The organism is Achromobacter spanius, from assembly GCF_003994415.1.
GTDB lineage: Bacteria > Pseudomonadota > Gammaproteobacteria > Burkholderiales > Burkholderiaceae_B > Achromobacter > Achromobacter spanius_C.
This window is the reverse complement of sequence record NZ_CP034689.1, coordinates 1,049,488-1,066,869: the sequence shown is the minus strand read 5'-3', so window position 1 is coordinate 1,066,869 and position 17,382 is coordinate 1,049,488. Positions and strand designations below refer to the sequence as shown.

17 protein-coding genes and 1 pseudogene are annotated in these 17,382 nt (G+C 60.8%); all 18 read left to right on the top strand.

Features of this window, described 5'->3' with window-relative positions:
- Positions 1-9: 9 nt before the first annotated feature.
- The 18 genes and pseudogenes from ELS24_RS04820 (at position 10) to ELS24_RS04740 (ending at position 16,762) form a co-directional block, all read left to right on the top strand.
- Entirely contained in the window at positions 10-336 is a 327-nt protein-coding gene (locus tag ELS24_RS04820; protein WP_046804238.1) for a hypothetical protein, read from the top strand.
- A gap of 15 nt (positions 337-351) precedes the next feature.
- Entirely contained in the window at positions 352-1,089 is a 738-nt protein-coding gene (locus ELS24_RS04815) for a toxin co-regulated pilus biosynthesis Q family protein (protein ID WP_127183546.1), read from the top strand.
- 24 nt (positions 1,090-1,113) lie between these two features.
- The gene (locus ELS24_RS04810; RefSeq protein WP_127183545.1) at positions 1,114-2,805 is read left to right on the top strand and encodes a type II secretion system protein GspD; all 1,692 of its coding nucleotides are present in this window, start codon (positions 1,114-1,116) and stop codon (positions 2,803-2,805) included.
- Positions 2,806-2,807: 2 nt separating this feature from the next.
- On the top strand, positions 2,808-4,169 hold the full coding sequence (locus tag ELS24_RS04805; protein ID WP_127183544.1) for a type 4b pilus protein PilO2: 1,362 nt from the start codon (positions 2,808-2,810) through the stop codon (positions 4,167-4,169).
- A complete protein-coding gene (locus ELS24_RS04800) occupies positions 4,153-4,689 on the top strand; it encodes a hypothetical protein (RefSeq protein WP_127183543.1) in 537 nt (178 codons plus the stop codon). Before ELS24_RS04805 ends, ELS24_RS04800 begins: the two co-directional genes overlap by 17 nt.
- Positions 4,686-6,479: an ATPase, T2SS/T4P/T4SS family gene (locus ELS24_RS04795; RefSeq protein ID WP_127183542.1), complete on the top strand. Its 1,794-nt coding sequence runs from the start codon at positions 4,686-4,688 to the stop codon at positions 6,477-6,479. The genes ELS24_RS04800 and ELS24_RS04795 overlap by 4 nt, the downstream gene beginning before the upstream one ends.
- Positions 6,476-7,576, top strand: a complete 1,101-nt coding sequence (locus tag ELS24_RS04790; RefSeq protein WP_083036965.1) for a hypothetical protein — start codon at positions 6,476-6,478, stop codon at positions 7,574-7,576. The genes ELS24_RS04795 and ELS24_RS04790 overlap by 4 nt, the downstream gene beginning before the upstream one ends.
- Before the next feature lie 78 nt (positions 7,577-7,654).
- A complete protein-coding gene (locus ELS24_RS04785) occupies positions 7,655-8,278 on the top strand; it encodes a type II secretion system protein (protein WP_127183541.1) in 624 nt (207 codons plus the stop codon).
- Between the two features lie 66 nt (positions 8,279-8,344).
- Positions 8,345-8,422 (top strand): annotated as a pseudogene (locus ELS24_RS31675) (prepilin-type N-terminal cleavage/methylation domain-containing protein); the annotation flags it as partial.
- A gap of 471 nt (positions 8,423-8,893) precedes the next feature.
- A complete protein-coding gene (locus ELS24_RS31200; RefSeq protein ID WP_240669451.1) occupies positions 8,894-9,622 on the top strand; it encodes a hypothetical protein in 729 nt (242 codons plus the stop codon).
- Positions 9,623-9,682: 60 nt separating this feature from the next.
- Positions 9,683-10,513 (top strand): hypothetical protein, encoded by an 831-nt coding sequence (locus ELS24_RS04775; RefSeq protein ID WP_127183539.1) that lies wholly within the window; start codon positions 9,683-9,685, stop codon positions 10,511-10,513.
- 15 nt (positions 10,514-10,528) lie between these two features.
- The gene (locus ELS24_RS04770) at positions 10,529-11,152 is read left to right on the top strand and encodes a TrbM/KikA/MpfK family conjugal transfer protein (RefSeq protein ID WP_127183538.1); all 624 of its coding nucleotides are present in this window, start codon (positions 10,529-10,531) and stop codon (positions 11,150-11,152) included.
- Between the two features lie 3 nt (positions 11,153-11,155).
- Positions 11,156-11,821 carry a lytic transglycosylase domain-containing protein gene (locus tag ELS24_RS04765; protein WP_127183537.1) on the top strand — a complete coding sequence of 222 codons (666 nt, stop codon included), beginning with the start codon at positions 11,156-11,158 and terminating at the stop codon, positions 11,819-11,821.
- A 109-nt stretch (positions 11,822-11,930) separates the two neighbouring features.
- Positions 11,931-12,260, top strand: a complete 330-nt coding sequence (locus ELS24_RS04760; protein WP_127183536.1) for a TrbC/VirB2 family protein — start codon at positions 11,931-11,933, stop codon at positions 12,258-12,260.
- The gene (locus ELS24_RS04755) at positions 12,260-12,661 is read left to right on the top strand and encodes a type IV secretion system protein VirB3 (RefSeq protein ID WP_127183535.1); all 402 of its coding nucleotides are present in this window, start codon (positions 12,260-12,262) and stop codon (positions 12,659-12,661) included. Before ELS24_RS04760 ends, ELS24_RS04755 begins: the two co-directional genes overlap by 1 nt.
- The gene (locus ELS24_RS04750) at positions 12,658-15,117 is read left to right on the top strand and encodes a VirB4 family type IV secretion/conjugal transfer ATPase (protein ID WP_127183534.1); all 2,460 of its coding nucleotides are present in this window, start codon (positions 12,658-12,660) and stop codon (positions 15,115-15,117) included. Before ELS24_RS04755 ends, ELS24_RS04750 begins: the two co-directional genes overlap by 4 nt.
- Before the next feature lie 2 nt (positions 15,118-15,119).
- A complete protein-coding gene (gene virB5, locus ELS24_RS04745; RefSeq protein ID WP_127183533.1) occupies positions 15,120-15,869 on the top strand; it encodes a P-type DNA transfer protein VirB5 in 750 nt (249 codons plus the stop codon).
- Entirely contained in the window at positions 15,869-16,762 is an 894-nt protein-coding gene (locus ELS24_RS04740) for a type IV secretion system protein (RefSeq protein ID WP_127183532.1), read from the top strand. Before virB5 ends, ELS24_RS04740 begins: the two co-directional genes overlap by 1 nt.
- Positions 16,763-17,382: the final 620 nt, after the last annotated feature.

Here is a 17,382-nt window from a genome sequence, read left to right as displayed (position 1 = left end):
CACGCTTCCATGCGCTCCCTGCTTGAACGCCCCATAACGTTTCGGCTTTCCGATGCTGCCCGCCGGCGGTACGAGCAAGCAGCTGCGGATCGTGGCATGACGCTTTCTGCGTACCTGCGGGATCGGCTCGAAGTCGACGACCAGGTCGCCGAACATGTCTCGCAGCTGCGCCTCACCCTGCTGGACAACGCTCCGAGCGGGCAATCGGACGCTTCGCTGCTGCCCATCCTCCTCGAACTGTTGCTACTCACGAGGCGACAGAGCCAACCCGGCGAGTTGCGCGCCGTCCATCATGAACTTGAACGGCAGGGCGTGATGCCCCGGACTTTCAAGTAACTCTTAGGATCCCCCATGCAAGCACCCCTTCTGGCGGCCGTCGTCTCGGCAGCCTGCCTTCTTTCGGCCTGCGGATTCGTGCCGCCCGCCCCTCCGACACCCCCGGACTCAGGACGCATCCTGATCAACCATGCGGATCCGCGCACCGTTCTACCGGGTAATTCGCGGACAGCCCTGGCTTCGGCAGACATCCCCCCGATTCCGGTGCCCGAAGCGCCGCCCAAGCTTGAAAGTCCAGCGTCGCCCGCCAGCGCCCCGTCGCCGATGGCTACCGATGCAACGGCTGCTACCCCTGGCGCCAGCACCGCCGCGACGCCGGCACCGGCTGCCGAGACGACGGCACAGACCACTGAGGCGAGCACAAGTCCGCAGCAGGTCGCGGCCGCGCCTGGCCCCGTCATCACCGTGGAGGTGGCTTCGACGGAGCCTGTCGCCGAACCGGAGATCGTGGAACCGCCCAAGAAAATTTGGCGCATCAGCCCGCAGGACGGGACGGTCCGCCAAGCGCTCGTGCGCTGGGCGTCCGACGCCAACTGGACGTTTGGGCCTGATCAGTGGGAACTGAATTTCGACATACCGATACAGGCTCCGGCCGAGTTCGAGGAGGCCTCCTTCCGGGAGGCCACCCAGGCGCTGTCCCAGGCGGTCGCGATGAGCGAATCGCCTATCCGCCCCTGCTTCTACGGCAACCGCGTCCTGCGCATGTTGCCCTTCACCCGCAGCTGCAATCGCTCCCCCGCCCCGCAATCCTAGCCGTGGCATTGACCAGGAATATCCATGAATGCATACCGCACTGTAGCGGCCGCGCTGACGCTTGCCGCGCTGTCCGGCTGCTCCGCGCTCCAATCCACAGACCGAGTTAACGCCCGTGCTGACCACGAAGGCTCCAAGGGCGCCTTTGCCATGGACGCCTTCAAGGGCATGGCAGGAGACACCGACCGCGCCAAAGGCCAAGTCGTTGAACTACCGTGGATCGCAGGCCGGCCCCAGCCGCTTGCCCGCGATGTCACGCTGCCTCCAGCGCTGCGTGCGAACGTCAACACGACGCTGTTGTTCGAGAACAGCGCGGCAGACCTCAAGACGCTCGCCGACCGCATCCAACTCGCCACCGGCATCTTGACCCACGTGTCGGCAGACGCGTTGCTGCCGGCCGAATATTTCCTTCCGCGCCTGGCAATCGAACAGGGCATTGCCACCGCAAGTGCCAGCTTGACGGCGGCCACGGCCGACACGCTGGTTCCGGCCCTTATCCCCGGTATTGCCGTTGACCGCACGGCAGGCCCGGTACTGCCCCAGGGGGTTGCGCGCACGAAGATGGCTCCTTTGCCCGCTGGCCAAGCTCCGCTGGCGTCCGTGTTGGACTCGATTGCGCTGCGGTTGGGCGTCTACTGGCGCTACGACGAAAAGATCGGTGCGCTTCGCTTCTATCGGACGGAGACCAAGAGCTACGTCGTCCGCACGCCCACCCAAGCCGCTGAAGAAAACCTTCAACGCGATATCAAATCGGCGAATTCGACGCTCGCGGACAAGTCGTCCAACAGTTCGAAGGAAGAAGCCCGCGAGCTGGCGGCCGTCGTCACCAAGCTCAGCCAGTTCCTCAGTCGCGCAGGCGTAATCAAGTCTGCGGACGGTGCGGCCAACACCATCGTGGTCACCGATACAAAGGATGCGCAGGATCGAATCGGTGAATTTCTGGACGCTGAGAATCGCCAGATGACGCGTCGGGTGCGCCTCGTCTTTGAAGAGATCACCGTCCAGCGCGATCGCCTGAACCAGGGCAGCATCGACTGGAAAATTCTGTTCAACAGCCTCGGGCGCGGTAACACAGCATCGGCAACCGGCGTAGGCCCCTTGCTAGATGCAGCCCAGGCGGCGGGCTCAGTGGGCGCTTCAGTGGGCAGCGGCCCCTTCGCCGGCACCAATATCGCACTGAGCGCGCTTTCGCAACTCGGATCGATCGTCAATCACAAGAGCATTCCGCTTCTTTCGCAGAACCGCCGCCCCGCGAAGTACGACACGCGCAACACGTTCCAATACATCAAGGATCTGCAACAGACACAAAGCACGTCCGACAGCTCGGCGCCGACCGTCACGGTCACGCAAGACGAAAAGACAGTCGGGACGTTCCTCACGGTCGTGCCTGACGCGCAAGATGACGGCCAGGTTCTGCTGACCATCGCTTACGACGACACCCGGCTCATCGAAATGAAGAAGCAGCCGCTCGGGTCACGTGACGATCAGTCCTTTGTGCAGCAGACCAACATCGGCGGCCAGGGACGAGTCCAACAGGTGATGGTTCGCCCCGGAGAGCAGGTGGTCATTGGCGGATATCAACAGTTTGCCGACAGTTCGACCCACCGCCGTCTCGACGACAAGGCACCGATGATCATGGGAGGGTCCGACGCCTCCCAAGAACAGCAACTACTGACAGTGGTGTTGGTAACCGCAATCCCAGAAGAAGGATTCTGACCGTGGCAACGCGACAGAAAGTCGCTCGGCGCACGAGCTACAAGCTCGTTGCGATACCGGGCTCGCCGAATCAACTTGTCCTCGGGCTCAAGTGGCGCACCGTCCTCGGGGAAGACCTGGAAAAACTTGCCCTCAAGACCGCCCGCAAAGCACGGGCAACGCACTTTGTGCAGAGTGATGCGCGTAGTTCGTCGGTCGGCTTGTTGACAGCCAAAGGAAGCGAAACACGCGCAAAGAGCAGAACAACGCTTTTCTCTGGCGCCGCTGCTTTTGCACAGATGCATCGACATGGCACGCATATCGTTGCATGCACGCTTCCCGACCAATCCGTATGGTTGGCGGTGGTCATCGACGGGGTGGTGCAGACGGGCGGCGACACGATATTTCCCGACCAGGCCAAGGCTAAGAACGCCGTCGAGGAACTGACTGCACGCTACCGGGAACACCAGGTCCACAGCAACTACATCACGCAAGCGCGCCTGTTCTCCTTGCAACAGCTCACTGCACATGTGAATGGACAGTCTGCTTTGCGCAGGGCGTCCTTTAGGCTGTCCATGGTGTCGCCCATCTGGTGGGTGCTCGTAGCGGCGGTCGTCGCCTACGAGGCATGGGACTACGGATCCGCTTGGTGGGACGAACGGCAGGCGAAACTTCACGAAGAGGCTCAGGCGGCACAGCCCCATTTCGACGCCAATGCGCTATGGGAAAACGCCATCAGCGCCTGGGCGAAGTCGGTCAAAACTCAGGGCAGCACGGGCATGACCGAACTGCTCAATGTCATTCTGACGGTGCCAGTAGAGCCCGGGCGGTGGCGGTTGACGGAAGTCGACTGCCGACCAAGCACGGGGTCTTGCACCGCCACTTACCGCCGTACACGTCTGGCCGACAACCATACGCTGCGGGCGGCGCTAGCCCAATCGTTTCGCATCGTCCATCCGGATTTGGATACTGCTACCGCAACATGGCCACTTCCGAAGGCACTCTCCGCGCCCACGATGCCATTGCGGGACCTCCCGACGCCATTGGCGATCCAGACAACCTGGGAACCGAGCTGGCAAGCGCTTCGGCCCGCATTGCAAGACTTCACGTTGTCAAAACCTGCGAGCGTGCAGATCCTCGTGCCCAACATCAAGTTGCCGAACGGCCTGGAAGAACCTGTGCCGATGCCGTCGGGCACGAAGCTACCCGCCAGCCGCGCGCTGGTGATCAATGCGCCCCTGCGCTCGCTCTATGGCCTGGCCTTGCCGACGACAACCCAGATAACGCAGCTGCATGTGCGTTACCAGCCAGACTCCGCACCCGGGCTCGCCGCGAGCGCGTTCTCGGCCACCTTGAAAGGAGATATCTATGTACTCGCGCCGTGACACTTCGCTGCGCAATCGGCTTGCCCTTTGTCTGGCGGGCCTCGCCCTGGCGGCTGCCTTACCTGCCGTGGTATCGGCGCAATCCGACACTCTCTCCGTGGCGCCGGAAGCGCCGGCTGCACCGCCAAGCCACTTGGTGCGCGAGCTGCTGGAGCATGACGCAAAACAGGCGCTCGCCATTGAACGCGAGAAGTCGAAGACTGCTCTTGCCGGCTCGCCACTCGCAGTGCCATCTGTGACAGAAATCGCGCCGGCGGATGCGGAACAGGCTGCCGCGCCCTCAGCATCGCCGCCGAAACAACGCCTGGCGCGGCTAATTGCCATCGTGGGCGTTGGACGCCACCTCGCCGCGCATCTGCAACTGGACAACAGACAGGCCGTCTATCTGACCGGGAAGGCCGCTCCGGTCACAGGCGCTGGCCAGGGCATGCGTCTGCTGGAGATTTCTCCTCCCTGCGCAACGTTCCTGTCTCAAGCGGAAGAGACGTTCACCTATTGCCTAGACGAGAGGGCACCATGAAACTCAGCATTTTCCAATGGGCTCGGCGAATGACGCGTATGTTGCGCATCGGGTTTCGGGAAGAAGAGCCGGCGCCTGTCCTTAGCATGTCGGTGACGCCAATCCAAACTGACGACTCTCCGGAAGGCCATCTTGACTCCTTCGAAGATGTGGAAAACATGCGTCCGGCCTTCGAACTTCTGCGCGTGGATTGGTGCGGCTCCGAAGCCGCTGCGAAAGCTTGCGTGGCAGAACTCGAAGGCAAGCGGTATGTGGTCTTCGTCAAGCAAGGGGAACAGGACTCCGATCTGTACCGTGCCGTTCTGCTACGTGCTCGGGAAGCCGCCGGACGCGACAACGTGGACGTGTACACAGTCAATCCCGTCGTGCTGCTTGCCTTGGTCCGTGAGCGCATGCAAGCCAAGGACGTTAAGCAGCGCACATCCAGGACGCGCGCGCTCGGCGCACGCTCTGCGGTACGCGTAGGGTTCCATGACTTGGCCGCCTGGGCTGTTCGTAACGGCGCCAGCGACATGCACTTGAACATTGACACCACGGCGGCCATCTCTCATGTAAGCGCAACGATTGACGGGCAGTACACCACGCCCAAGCAACTGGCGATGCCGACCGAACGGCTCATTGAGATGGGAAACGTCGCATGGCTGGATGTCCACGGCGGCAACGGGCTATTCCTCGATATGACCAATGAACAGCAGGGTCGGCTTTACGAAGTTGTGGATGACCGCTCTTACATGCTGCGCTGGGGATCATTTGTGGCAGACAAGGGACCCTCCATCACCCTTCGGATTCTGGACATGGATGCCAAAGTTGAGCCCGTGGACATGGAAACGCTGGGCTTTATGCCTTCGCACGTCGCGAAATTTGAACGATGCCTGCAAAGCCAGGGCGGCGCCATCGTGACGGGCGGCATTCCCGGATCGGGAAAAACCGTCACCAACGCCCAACTCATCGTGCGGTTGCCCGCAACACGCAAGGTCATGACGATCGAGGATCCCGTCGAACTGACCATCCCGCGCGCTCTGGCCGCGAGTGTCTCTCGCTCGCTTGATGGCTCGGACCGCGACACGATGCGGTCCAAGCTCATGGCACTCAAGCGGGCTGCGGCGAGCGACGTGTTTCTTGGCGAAATCCGCGATTCACTCACCGGATCAGCATTTCAGGACATCGTCTTGTCGGGAAGCAGTCTCTATACAACGACACACGTTGGCCACGCGCTCTCAATTCCGCAGCGATTTGCTTCCAGCGAGATCGGCGTTCCGCGAACGACCTTGGGCACGCCCGGCGTCCTGAAGCTGCTCTCACACCAAGCACTGATGCCTGTCACCTGCGATTGCGCACTGCCGGCAGCTTCACTGCTTGAAGGCGCAGCCGATCGGTTGGGAGTGCGCCGGACGCGGGATGACTGGGCCCGCTACCTAGACGACATCGAAACCCTTTACGACTTCGGCAGCAGTCGCATCAAAGTTCGCAACCCGGACGGTTGTGAGAAATGTCGGATCAAGGGGATTCCGGAGCTGTTCGGGTACGCCGGTCGGACAGTTGTCGCGGAAATGTTCGAACCGTCGTCAGATCCAGAAGCGCTTCGTGCCATCAGCAGCGGCGATGAGCTGCGTCTCCGTGAGATTTACGCCGGTCACAGGACCGCCGCATATGACCACCCCGACATGGAAGGGAAGACCACCATGGACTGCGCTGTCTACAAGATGAGTCAAGGCCTGATCGATCCGCGGGACATTGAGCCGCATTTCCAAGCCTTTGCCACGCTGCTTCGACAAAGCGAGCGGAAATGAAGCTGCCCTTCGCTCTGACTCGGGCCGGCCAGGCCGCGCGCAAGTTTTCCCGCCAGCGGGCGGATTGGTACGAGTATCTGGCCGACATGACCGAGGACACTCAAGGCCAACGGACGATCCTCAATATCCTCGACAGTGACGCCCAGCGGTATGGGCGCAGTGCGCGGGGCATCCTCTCTGCCCACTGGGCGCACAAGATTGTCGAAACTGGCGAAATCGGAAAAACCCTACACGGCACACTGCCCGCCAAGGAGGTTGCTGAATTTGTTTCTTTGCAACGCCAGGGCCAAGCAGTGCTGGCCAGCGGACTGCGGGATATGGCCAGCCTTGTGCGCTTGAACTCCAGGCTGAAGACAATCCTCGTCACCACGCTCATGACTTCGGCCATGGCAATGGCGTTGTTATGGCTTGTGATCATGGTTGGAATCCCCTACTTCACCGCCCCGATGATTCTCGGATCGTTACCGGCGGCTCCACGTGCGTACCTGAGTCCACACAGCCTGGCATTCTTCGACCTCGCCGAATGGATACGCCAGAGCGGCGCTCGGGTTTGGGTGGGCACGCTCGTTGCGGGGATTGCGGTCCAACTGTCGTTCCCGTACCTCGACGGACCGATACGGAGATTTCTGGATCGCTGGGGTCCATACAGCCTCTACCGGGATGTCCAGGGCATTGGCGTTATCAGCACAGCGGCAACTGCGGTCAAGCCAAGGACCGGAAAGACGATGCAATTGCGCGAGGCAATCGAACTTCAATTCGACGGTGCCTCTCGTTGGCTGACCGGGCGCTTGCAGGCCATTCAGAATCGTCTTGAAGATTCAAGATCGGGCGCGCAAGTTTTCGATGTCGGACTGATGGATCAAGAGACTTATTGGTATCTCGAAGATCTCACCAGCACCCTTGGCCTGGACATCGCTCTACAGAAGACCCGCCACAGGATGGAAACGGTCGTCCTCAAGCGCGTCGAAGGACGCGCGCAAGTACTGCGCTGGGTCATCTTGGGCTGCGCCTTGTTCGCAATGGCAGGCCTCTATGCCTGGCATCTGAGCGTTCTGAACGACATGCAGAACGCAGCAGTTCTCGACGCCATGAGCTAGTACAAATCCAAACCATCACGCGTGCCCAAGCGGCAAACATGTTCCATCACTTCAGCCTTTAAACACCTGGAATTCATCATGAAGAAATTCTCCATGCAACCCCGAAATTTGAAGAGCCATGCGGCCAGGCAACGCCTTCGCCAAGGCGGCTACACCATCGTAGAAGTCATCGCCGTGATCGCGATCATTGGCTTCCTGGTGATTATCAGCATGCCCGCCATCAAAGGCATCTTTGTTCAAGCCCGGGTTGGTCCGGCGTCGGCCGAACTTCAACGCTTTATGACGGCGACCCGTTTGCTGGGCGAAGGCGATTCTGTAACGCCCTACGCAGCCATCAGCAACGCGTCGAACCTTGCGCCGGCCATGAGCGAGTCTTCGGTATTCAAAGTGAACGGTGCCACGGTGGCCCACCGACTGGGAGGCTCAGGCGCGGGTTCGAACGGCACGATCACTATCGGCCCTGTGGCTCTCGGGGGTGGCGCTGCCGGCAGCGGCTTTGGGCTGACGTTGACCAATGTGAACCACCGAGCGTGCCCAGGTCTTGCCACCACGTTGAACTCCGTGTCCGAGACGATCAGCGTGAACGGAACCGCAGCAAAAACGCTAGGCACGAACAACGAGCCAGGATCCTTCAATGCAGTCACGGCTCAAGACCTTTGCGTGAAGGGTGACAACAACACGTTCGTCTTCGCCACGCGATAAATCCGTAAACCCGCAATCCGGGCGAGGCGTTGCCTCGCCTGACATTGCATAGACGGCGAACCTGCCATGTGCCCTTCCGAAGTTACTGTGCCTCGATCAGTTCACCGCCAGGCCGGTTTTACGCTCATCGAGTTGATGGTCGTGCTCGCACTTCTCACCCTCGCCGTTGTCCTGAGTGGACCGTCACTAAAGCGGCAGGTTGACGCGACCGCTGCGGAATCCACCGGCCGCTACTTAGCGCAACTCCGCGGTGCAGTGGTCGACCTTCAGGTAAAGCACGAAGCTTGGATTCGCGGAGAGAATATCGCCAGCGCCCCAGCGGGCACCTACCCCCCGCCGCCAGCACTTAGCTGGGTCGCCGTCCCGGGAGCACAGGTCGCGCGAGGTGGTGTGGCAGATCTCGCAACGCTGGGCCTCCTACCACCTAGCACGCCCCGCTTTCCGTCCCTCGGGGAAACCGCCCGCTTCATCCTGGTCCGCGAAGGAACCTGCCCCGGCGACAGCTGCCGCACGGGCGCCTATGTATATACCTGCCAACCAATCAGCGATGTGCGTAGTCGTCGCCTCAATGACACCTGCACCGCACCGGCCGGTAAGGCGGCTCGGTTCAATCAAGTGCTGCTCAGCAAGGTGATGGCAGCGTCCGAAGGATTTGGCGGTCATGACGCCAACGGCGGGACCAATGTACGCGGCCCACTCATGAACATTCCACGCGGGTGGTTCGATTTCGGAGCGGAGCCCGGCCATGCAGTCCTGGCGGCCGGTCTGGGCGCCACGCCGTTCGGCCAGTTTGTTCGCCACGGAGAAACCAGACCGGTCACGTTCAACAACACCCTGACGGTGGCCGGTGCAATTCAGACCAATACCGGATTACTGCTCAACACGGCCGTCGCACCTGGCGTTGCGTGCACGCCTGAAGGCCTATACGCTTCGACCGCCAACAAGCTGCTCGCCGTTTGCACGGGCGGTGTGTGGTTCGCCCAGAACGGTCACGTAATCACGGGCACGTACAGCGACCTTCCCAACGACGCTGCAATCCCCGCGGTAACGTGCCCTGCTGGGTTGTTGCCGTGGCGTCAGATCGCCCTGCAGGGCGTTGACGCAACCGCACGCGGTGGCGATATCAATATCGGTGGCGCGATCGGCGGAAGCATCCAGGGTTCGGGCTATGTCAATGCCGCTGGCGCCGTGTCGGTTGGCGGCTCCTTCAGTGGCACATTTCAGAACTCTGGAAATAGCTATGTCCGTATGGCGCAGCGCGCCGCGATCGCGGGTGATCGCGTTGTGATTACACCCGCAGACATGGGCGCACGCGCCTCGGTCATTCAGGGCTGCAAAAACTAGCCCAGCGCCACAGGCCTTCCCTTCGCCGCCAATCAAGCGGCTCATCTATCGGAGATATCCATGTTCCTTCCCTCCACGCGAGGCAAGGGCCGGGCCTTGCTCGCCCTGCTCTTCACGCTGCTCCTGCCCACGGTCAGCCAGGCATCAACCGCCAATCAAGCGGACGTACAACTGGGAACCGAGCTCAACACGATGGTCATCCGGGTCGACCAAGGCGCGCCGCTACCGCCTGGCGGCTGCGTCGGTGGCTACTCGTGGCACACAACCTACGGCGGATGCCGAATCGCCCAGACGCAGGCCGAGTATTCACAGTGCCCTGCCGGGTACACCGGCAATCAGGTCCGCTACAGGACCTACTACGTTCTGCAAGCCAACGCGAACGATGTCGCCTACGAGGGCTGGGGACCTTGGCAAAACGGTTGCACGGCATCTCGCGCTGGCGGTGTCCTCGATGTCGTGATCGCAAAGGCCCGTGGCAACGAGACAGGCGAGACGCTCGACAACAGTTTGGGCGGCACGATCGCCGCGCAGATGCAAGTCAACTACGGGACGATGTTTGGCGCCACCATCTATCGCCCGACTGCAGAACTGAACTGCATACATGCATCGGGCACGACATCAGGGGACACCACTCGCGTATGGACGGGCCAGCTGATGCCGCCCGGCGCGTCCGTGACCAAAGGTGTGTCGGGCTACTGCCAGCTCTCCAACGGAAATCGGACCGCCACCTTATTCGGCAGCTGCGATAGCAGTAGTGGCGGCGATGCCGACAACTGCCAGAGCGCGACACGGGTGGTCAACATCACATCGGTCAGCGGATGCACGGTCACGACTGAGACGCGCTTGCGCGGCCAGCTTATCGATGTCGGCAACTATGGCATCTGCAACTAAGCCAGGAGAACGCATATGCGAACCCTTCGACACCTCATACTGCTGCTGACGGTGACGTTAGCGCCTGTGGCAACGCCGGTCTATTCAGCCGGATCGCCTAGCGTTGACCTCGGTGACGTGCTGGACGGCGACAAGCGCTTGGCATGCGAAGCCATTCTTTGTCTGTCCAGCGGCACACGTCCAAGCGAGTGCGCGCCATCGCTTTCCCGGTACTTCGGCATCAGCATGAAGAAGCTATCCGACACCTTGGAAGCACGACGAGACTTTCTTTCGTTGTGCCCCGCTTCTGAAGACTCCAAGGAAATGAGCGATTTGGTGCGTGCCATTTCACAAGGTGCCGGCCGATGCGACGCCGCTGCGCTGAATGTCGCGCTTCGAACCTGGCGCGGCGGCAACGACGACGGCAGCCTCATCATCGGCAACAAACGCCCCGGCTATTGCAGCGTTTACGAGTCGCACGAATACACCGCCTTTGACGATGGTCTACCGCTTTACGTTGGGACGCCCGCCGACGGCGGTTACTGGGCGGAGCCACGGGACTACCAACACGAGCTTGCCAAGTACGAAAAGGCGCTTGCAGAACGCAAAGAGCGCGAGCAGAACGGCAAGGGGCCTGGCTTCGGCATGGTGGGGAATTGACCGATGGACTTCCCAACCCTCGCCAGGCAGTGTGCGCCCGACGTGCACATCAGTACGCTCAGCGCTGTGGTCCGTCACGAGTCCGCATTCAATCCGCTGGCCATTGGCGTCAACGCCAAGCCCCACGTAAGCATCCGCCCGAAGTCCAAAGAGGAGGCAGTCCAGGCGGTGCGCGATCTGATGGCCAAAGGAGTGGACTTCGACGTCGGCTACGGCCAGATCAACGTGCGGAACTGGAAGTGGCTTGGTGTCACATCCGAAAGCATCTTCGACCCGTGCGTCAACCTTGCATCTGCCCAGCGTGTCCTCGTTGATTGCTACAAGCGAGCCGCCAAGCTGCACGGCCCCGGACAGAACGCGCTGTATGCGGCATTCAGTTGCTACAACACGGGCAACCTGACCTCGGGCTTCAGGAATGGGTATGTCGGCAAGGTCATCGCCGGCGCTGGCCTGGCTGTACCGGCCATCGTGAAGGAGGGCGGCGCGCCCGCCAATGCTGACACCAAGACGCGTAGCCGCCCGCGTCCGAAGCCGTCCAAACCCGATGCCTTTCAGAAGTCCCGCGACGACGCTTTTGTGGCGCCCCGCAAAGACGCATTCGAACCGCGCCCAGATGCCACATTCGGCAGGCCGATCCCTACGCAGTCCTCGCGCCTGCCGGCGCAGTAGAAGCGCACCCCTCGCCAGTGTTTAGCAGCTAAACACCGGCCCTCTCATCTACCTCAACGAATGCCGCCCCGCTCATCAGCCGGGTGGCGTCACCCATTGGAGTTTCAAAATGACCGCAGCATCCAATATCTCCCCTGGCGACTCGCAGTCCAAGAGCTGCAGCACGCTTGTCGCCCTGGCATACGCGACCCTTGCATTGCTCCTCCTGCTGCAACCGGAACTGGCGATGGCGCAGTTCGAGAAGGCCACCACTACCGTGCAGAAGGTCAAAGACTGGCTGTGGCTCATCATCCCCGTCATCGGCCTTGTTTCCGCCGGCATTATCGGCATCCTTTATTCGTTCGACGTGATTCGCAAGGAAACCGCCTATCAATGGGCAGTGGGTATCGTCTTTTCCGGTGCCATCGCTGGCGGCATCATTAAGCTGGTCTTCGGTTGATGGCCACCTCGCCCAAGCAAAAGGCCAAAGCCCCAGCTGCAGCCGCCCCAGTTGCGGTGGGGTCAGAAGTGCCCCTTAACCGCTTCCCCCTTTTCAAGGGTGCCACCCGCGTCGCCACCGTCCCCGGGGGAGTGCCCACACGAGCATTTGCTGGACTGGTCTTTGTGACCGTCACCGCCGCTTCATTCACGCTGTGGGGCTGGCTGCTCTTTCCCGTCCTTTATCCGGTGATGGCCATTCTGAGCCGCCATGATGACCGCGCCTTCTGGATCTGGGAGCTTTGGGTCAAGACCAAGTTCTTGGCAAAGAACAAGCGCTTTTGGGGTGCGATATCCCTCACGCCAACACCCTACAGCCGGCGGCGCCCCTGGGCCCGCTGGCTCGGAGTTCACGACCGATGAAACAACAATCCATCGTGACGCTGCCGGCGTATGAGCCGCCGGTCAGCACGTACGTCCCCTACTCGCACCACGTCACGCCCACCATCATCGCAACCCGCGACTGGGAGTACCTCTCGGTCTGGCGCATCGACGGGCGCACCTTTCAAGGCTACAGCGATGAGGAGCACTACCGCTGGGTCGAGGAGCTCAACAACGTGTTCCGGGGGTTCCCAACGGGATTCGGGATCTGGTCGCACCTTGTCCGTCGCAGGGTGTTCGAGTATCCCGAAAGCGACTATCCGGACCAGTTCTCCCGCGATCACGATGCCGCGTATCGCAAGGTCTTCGCCGGTAAGCCGCCGATGATCAATGAGATGTACTTGACCGTGCTGACACGGGCGCAGATCGATCCCGCCCTGCGCTTGCTGTCCAACTTTGAAAAGCGAACGGCGCGCTCGGCGCTTGCGTGGCAGAACCAGGCGATCGAACAGCTCGATGACGTCAACCGCAAACTTCGCGGATCGCTCAAGCTCTATTCACCGGAGCTGCTAACCATTGTCGAGCGGGAGTCTCCGCACGACATGAGCGGCGAGGAGGCTCCCCGCCGGAAATCGCGGTTCTCGGAACCAGCCGAATTCCTCGGCTTTCTGCTCAACGGCAAGATGCAGCCGGTGCCGCTGGTGAACGCGCGCCTGTACAACTATCTGCCCACCAGTCGTCAGTTCTTCTCCACGCACGGCGAACTCGCCGAGATGCGGGGGCCTGACTGGACACGTCGCTACGTGATGCTGGAACTTCGGGAGTACTCCAACAACACCAAAGCCGGCCACCTGAACTGCCTGCTCAACCAGCCGCACGAGTTTGTGCTGTCGCAGTCCTTTGGCGCGATGTCAAAGCCCGATGGGCTGAAGGCGCTGTCACGCCAAATCAAGTGGCTGGAAGACTCTGGCGACTACTCCGCGTCCCAGATCGAAGATCTGAAGAAGGCCCGCGACGAACTGGCCGCAGGCCGCTTCGTAATGGGTGACCACCACGCCACTATCCAGGTGTTTGGCGATGACAGCGAGGGGGCCCTTCGGGCGGCCGCGAGTATCAGCGGCGCGCTGGCTGACGAAGAAATCATCGGTCGTCTGTGTGATCGCTCATCCTTGGCCGCGTGGGCCGCCCAGTTCCCGGGCAACTGGAAATGGCGCCCTCGCCCGGCGCCGATCACCTCGCTGAATTTCCTGAGCTTCTCCTCGATGCACAACTACCTCTTCGGAAAGCCGGCAGGCAATCCATGGGGGCCGGCGGTCACGATGCTGAAGACGACGGGCGGCACGCCTTACTACTTGAACTTTCACGCCTCGCTTCAGGACGTTGACGAAACCGGCAAACGCCGCCTCGGGAACACGTCCATCATCGGCCAGTCCGGCGCCGGCAAGACGGTCCTCTTGGGTCATCTCATCACCCAGGCACGCAAGTTCGACTACACGGGCATCGTGTTCGACAAGGATCGCGGCATGCAGGTGACCGTCATGGCGATGGGCGGCAAGTATTTCCCGCTGCGCCTGGGCGTGAAAACCGGCTGGAACTACCTGCAACTGCCTGACACCGCTTCAAACGTCACGTTCATGGCCAGCATGACGAAGCTGTTGGGGGCAAACGGGGACGAGGCGGCCAGTCCCTCCGAGCAGAAGCAAATCGCCATGGCCGTCAACCAGCTTGTGAAGCACATCGACCTGGAGGATCGATGCCTGTCCAACCTGGTTAATTTTCTCCCCGCCGCGCCTGCACCTGAAGGTCAGCTGAGCCTGAAAGAGCGCCTCAAACGCTGGTGCGCGGGCGGCGAGTATGGCTGGTTGTTCGACAACCCCAAAGACGAACTTGACCTGGCGGCTAACAACCTCTTTGGATTTGACTTGACGGAGTTCCTCGAGCAAGGCCCCGTCCGTGACGCAGCAATAACGTACTTGCTTTACCGAACGGACCAGATGATGGACGGGCGGCGAATCGCCCTTTTCTTTGACGAAGTTCAGCACCCTCTGAAAGTGCCCTACTTCCAGGCGTCGATGCAGGATGCCAGCCGCACGGTCCGTAAGAAAAACGGTGTCCTCGTCTTCGCTACGCAGGAGCCCGCCGCGATCCTGGAGAACCCTGTAGGTCGCTCGCTTATTCAGCAGTCCGCGACCGCCATGTTTCTCGAGAATCCCAAGGCCACTGCCGAGGACTACGTCGACGGATTCAAGCTGTCTCCCGCTGTCTTCAAGATGGTCAAGGATCTGCCGCCGTTCAGCCGCCAGTTCGTCGTCAAACAAAACGAGTCTGCCGTCACGGCCGAACTGGACCTCGCCTCATGTCCCGAGGCGCTGCTGGTGTTCTCCGGATCCGAAGACCTGGCCGAAATCGCCGAAGCGGCAGTTGCCAAGCATGGTGACGACCCCGCCCTCTGGCTGCCCCACTACCTCAAGCTCGCCCAAGAGGCGACAAGGAGCTGATCATGTCCCAGACGCACACCCCCAACCACCGCCCGAGCCGCGCCCGGCGCGTGCGGTTTACCGCATTCCTGGCTGCTGTCCTTTTCTCCAACTCCCTGACCCCTGTCCACGCGAGTGGCATTCCTGTAGTGGATGCGGCCAGCATCGCCGACCGGGCCATCAAGCACGTCGAGACGCTGGCCAAGTATGCCGAGCAGATTGCTGTCCTCAGGGATCAGCTTGAGAGCCAGAAGCGTCAGTTGGAAGCCCTAACCGGGACACGGAACCTGGGCGACATCCTGAACAACCCGGCGATTCGCGATGCACTGCCGGCAGACGCACGGGATATTCTTCGCGCCTCCAATGGCGGGCTGGGCGGGATCTCGGACGCTGTGGAGCGCATTGAGCGCGAGGAACGCTTAACTGGCAACTACGAACAGGACAAAAAGAACCTGGACGCCCGGGCCGAAAAGATCGCCGTTCGCAGTCAGGCGATGATGGAGCAGACCCAGAAGGCGATGACCGCCCGTGTCAAGCAGGTGGACCAGCTCCAGGCCAAGATCAATCAGGCCCAGGATCCAAAGGCCATCGCTGACCTGCAGGCCCGGCTGCTCGTCGAGCAGGCAAACATCCAGGCCGACCAAACCCGGGCGGACATGCTCACCCGCCAGATTGTGGCCGAGCAAGCCCTGATGGAGCAGCAAGCCGAAAAGCTGGCCGATAGCTCTTTCAGCCTTGGTGCAATCCGCGCGCCGCTTCCTGGAGCGAGATAATGGCCACCACCGCGGTCAGTCTGGCCAGTCTTGGCGGGATCGCGAACTGGATCGACCAGTCGGTGACTAAGATGCTAACGAGCGTCATCACGCCAATGGTCGCGTCCATCACCGCGAAGCTATTGCCGTTCGTGTCGGTTGGCCTGTCTGTTGCGCTTGTCTGGTACGGTTGGCTCATCTGCGCCGGGGCGATCCAGACTCCCGTCCTACATGCGTGTCGGCGGGTCTTCAATATAGCGATCATCGTGTCCATCGCCGGCACCGGGGGGCTATACCAAAAGGAGATTGTCGGTGTAATGCTCGACTTACCCACCTCCGTGGCCCAGCTGTTCACGGGCACCGTAAAAACCCCATCCGAAATGATGGACGACGCAGCGAACAATGGCGCAGAAATCGGCACACGGTTGCAGGAGCGCGCACCAAGCGGTCTGAAGAAAATCGCGCAGGCCTTTGTCTTCGTGGTTGTCTCGGTCATCATCACCATTATCTCAGCGGTCATGAGCGCGATCGGGATGCTAGTGCTGATCACGGTAAAAGTTGGGATGGGCTTAGTCGTCGTACTCGGACCGCTTTGCATATTGGCGCTGCTGTTCGAACCGACCAAGCAGTTCTTCCACAGCTGGCTCGGCCAGGCCCTCTACTATGCTATTTACGCAGGCCTTTTTATGGTCGTCTTCATGTTCATCATGGGAATGTTCGGACAACTCCAGCAAGGGTTAATCGATCTATCGAAAGCGGACCAGATCAATATATTTTCCATGCTCACGGCTATCGTGTTCTTCATGATGTGCTCCAAATTCATGCTAGAACAGGTCTCAGTGGTGGCTACCAAAATAACTGGCAGCGGCGCCGGCGGCGGAATTGCAGTTCCCTTCATTGGGAAGATTGGCTAATATTGAGTTTCAAATAGCCGCCCTCCCTGACAAGCACAATAATTCGAGGATATAGATGGATCCTTTAAAGCCGCTGGGAAAGGCCCTTTCTCAGAACCCCTTGATGAGCACGGATGTGCCGCTATCGGTGCCGCCCGGTGTTGCGCCCGATCAGCCGATATCAGCTTTCCAATGGATGAGCCTTGCCAAGGCGACTTGGACTTGGATTCTCCGTCCGTTGTGGTATCTCTGCTTCAAGTGGCCGTCTCAATTGTTCCTGATTGGAATGTCAACGCCCCGCTCAAAGAGCAATTGGGATTGGCGCCGGGAGCATGACCACCAGCAGGGCATGAAGATGACCGAGGCTATGACTCGGGACATGCGCCAAGAGCGTTAAAGCTTCCCAAAGCATCATTAGTAGGCCGGTCGGGACGCGACAGTGTCCAGACCCTGTAAATGGCACAGCAATCGCTGTGCCTTTCTCATTGCGCTGCGCAGTAGCCAGCCGTCTCTGATTTAAATCCCCTCATCTCTCCGGAGAAAAGATGAAGCTCGCCATTTCGGCCGCGCTCGCCGCGGCTCGCCCATTTGCGCCCGTACGAAACGTGCGGCGCCTCCGTCCCGTCCACCAATCGGAGGAC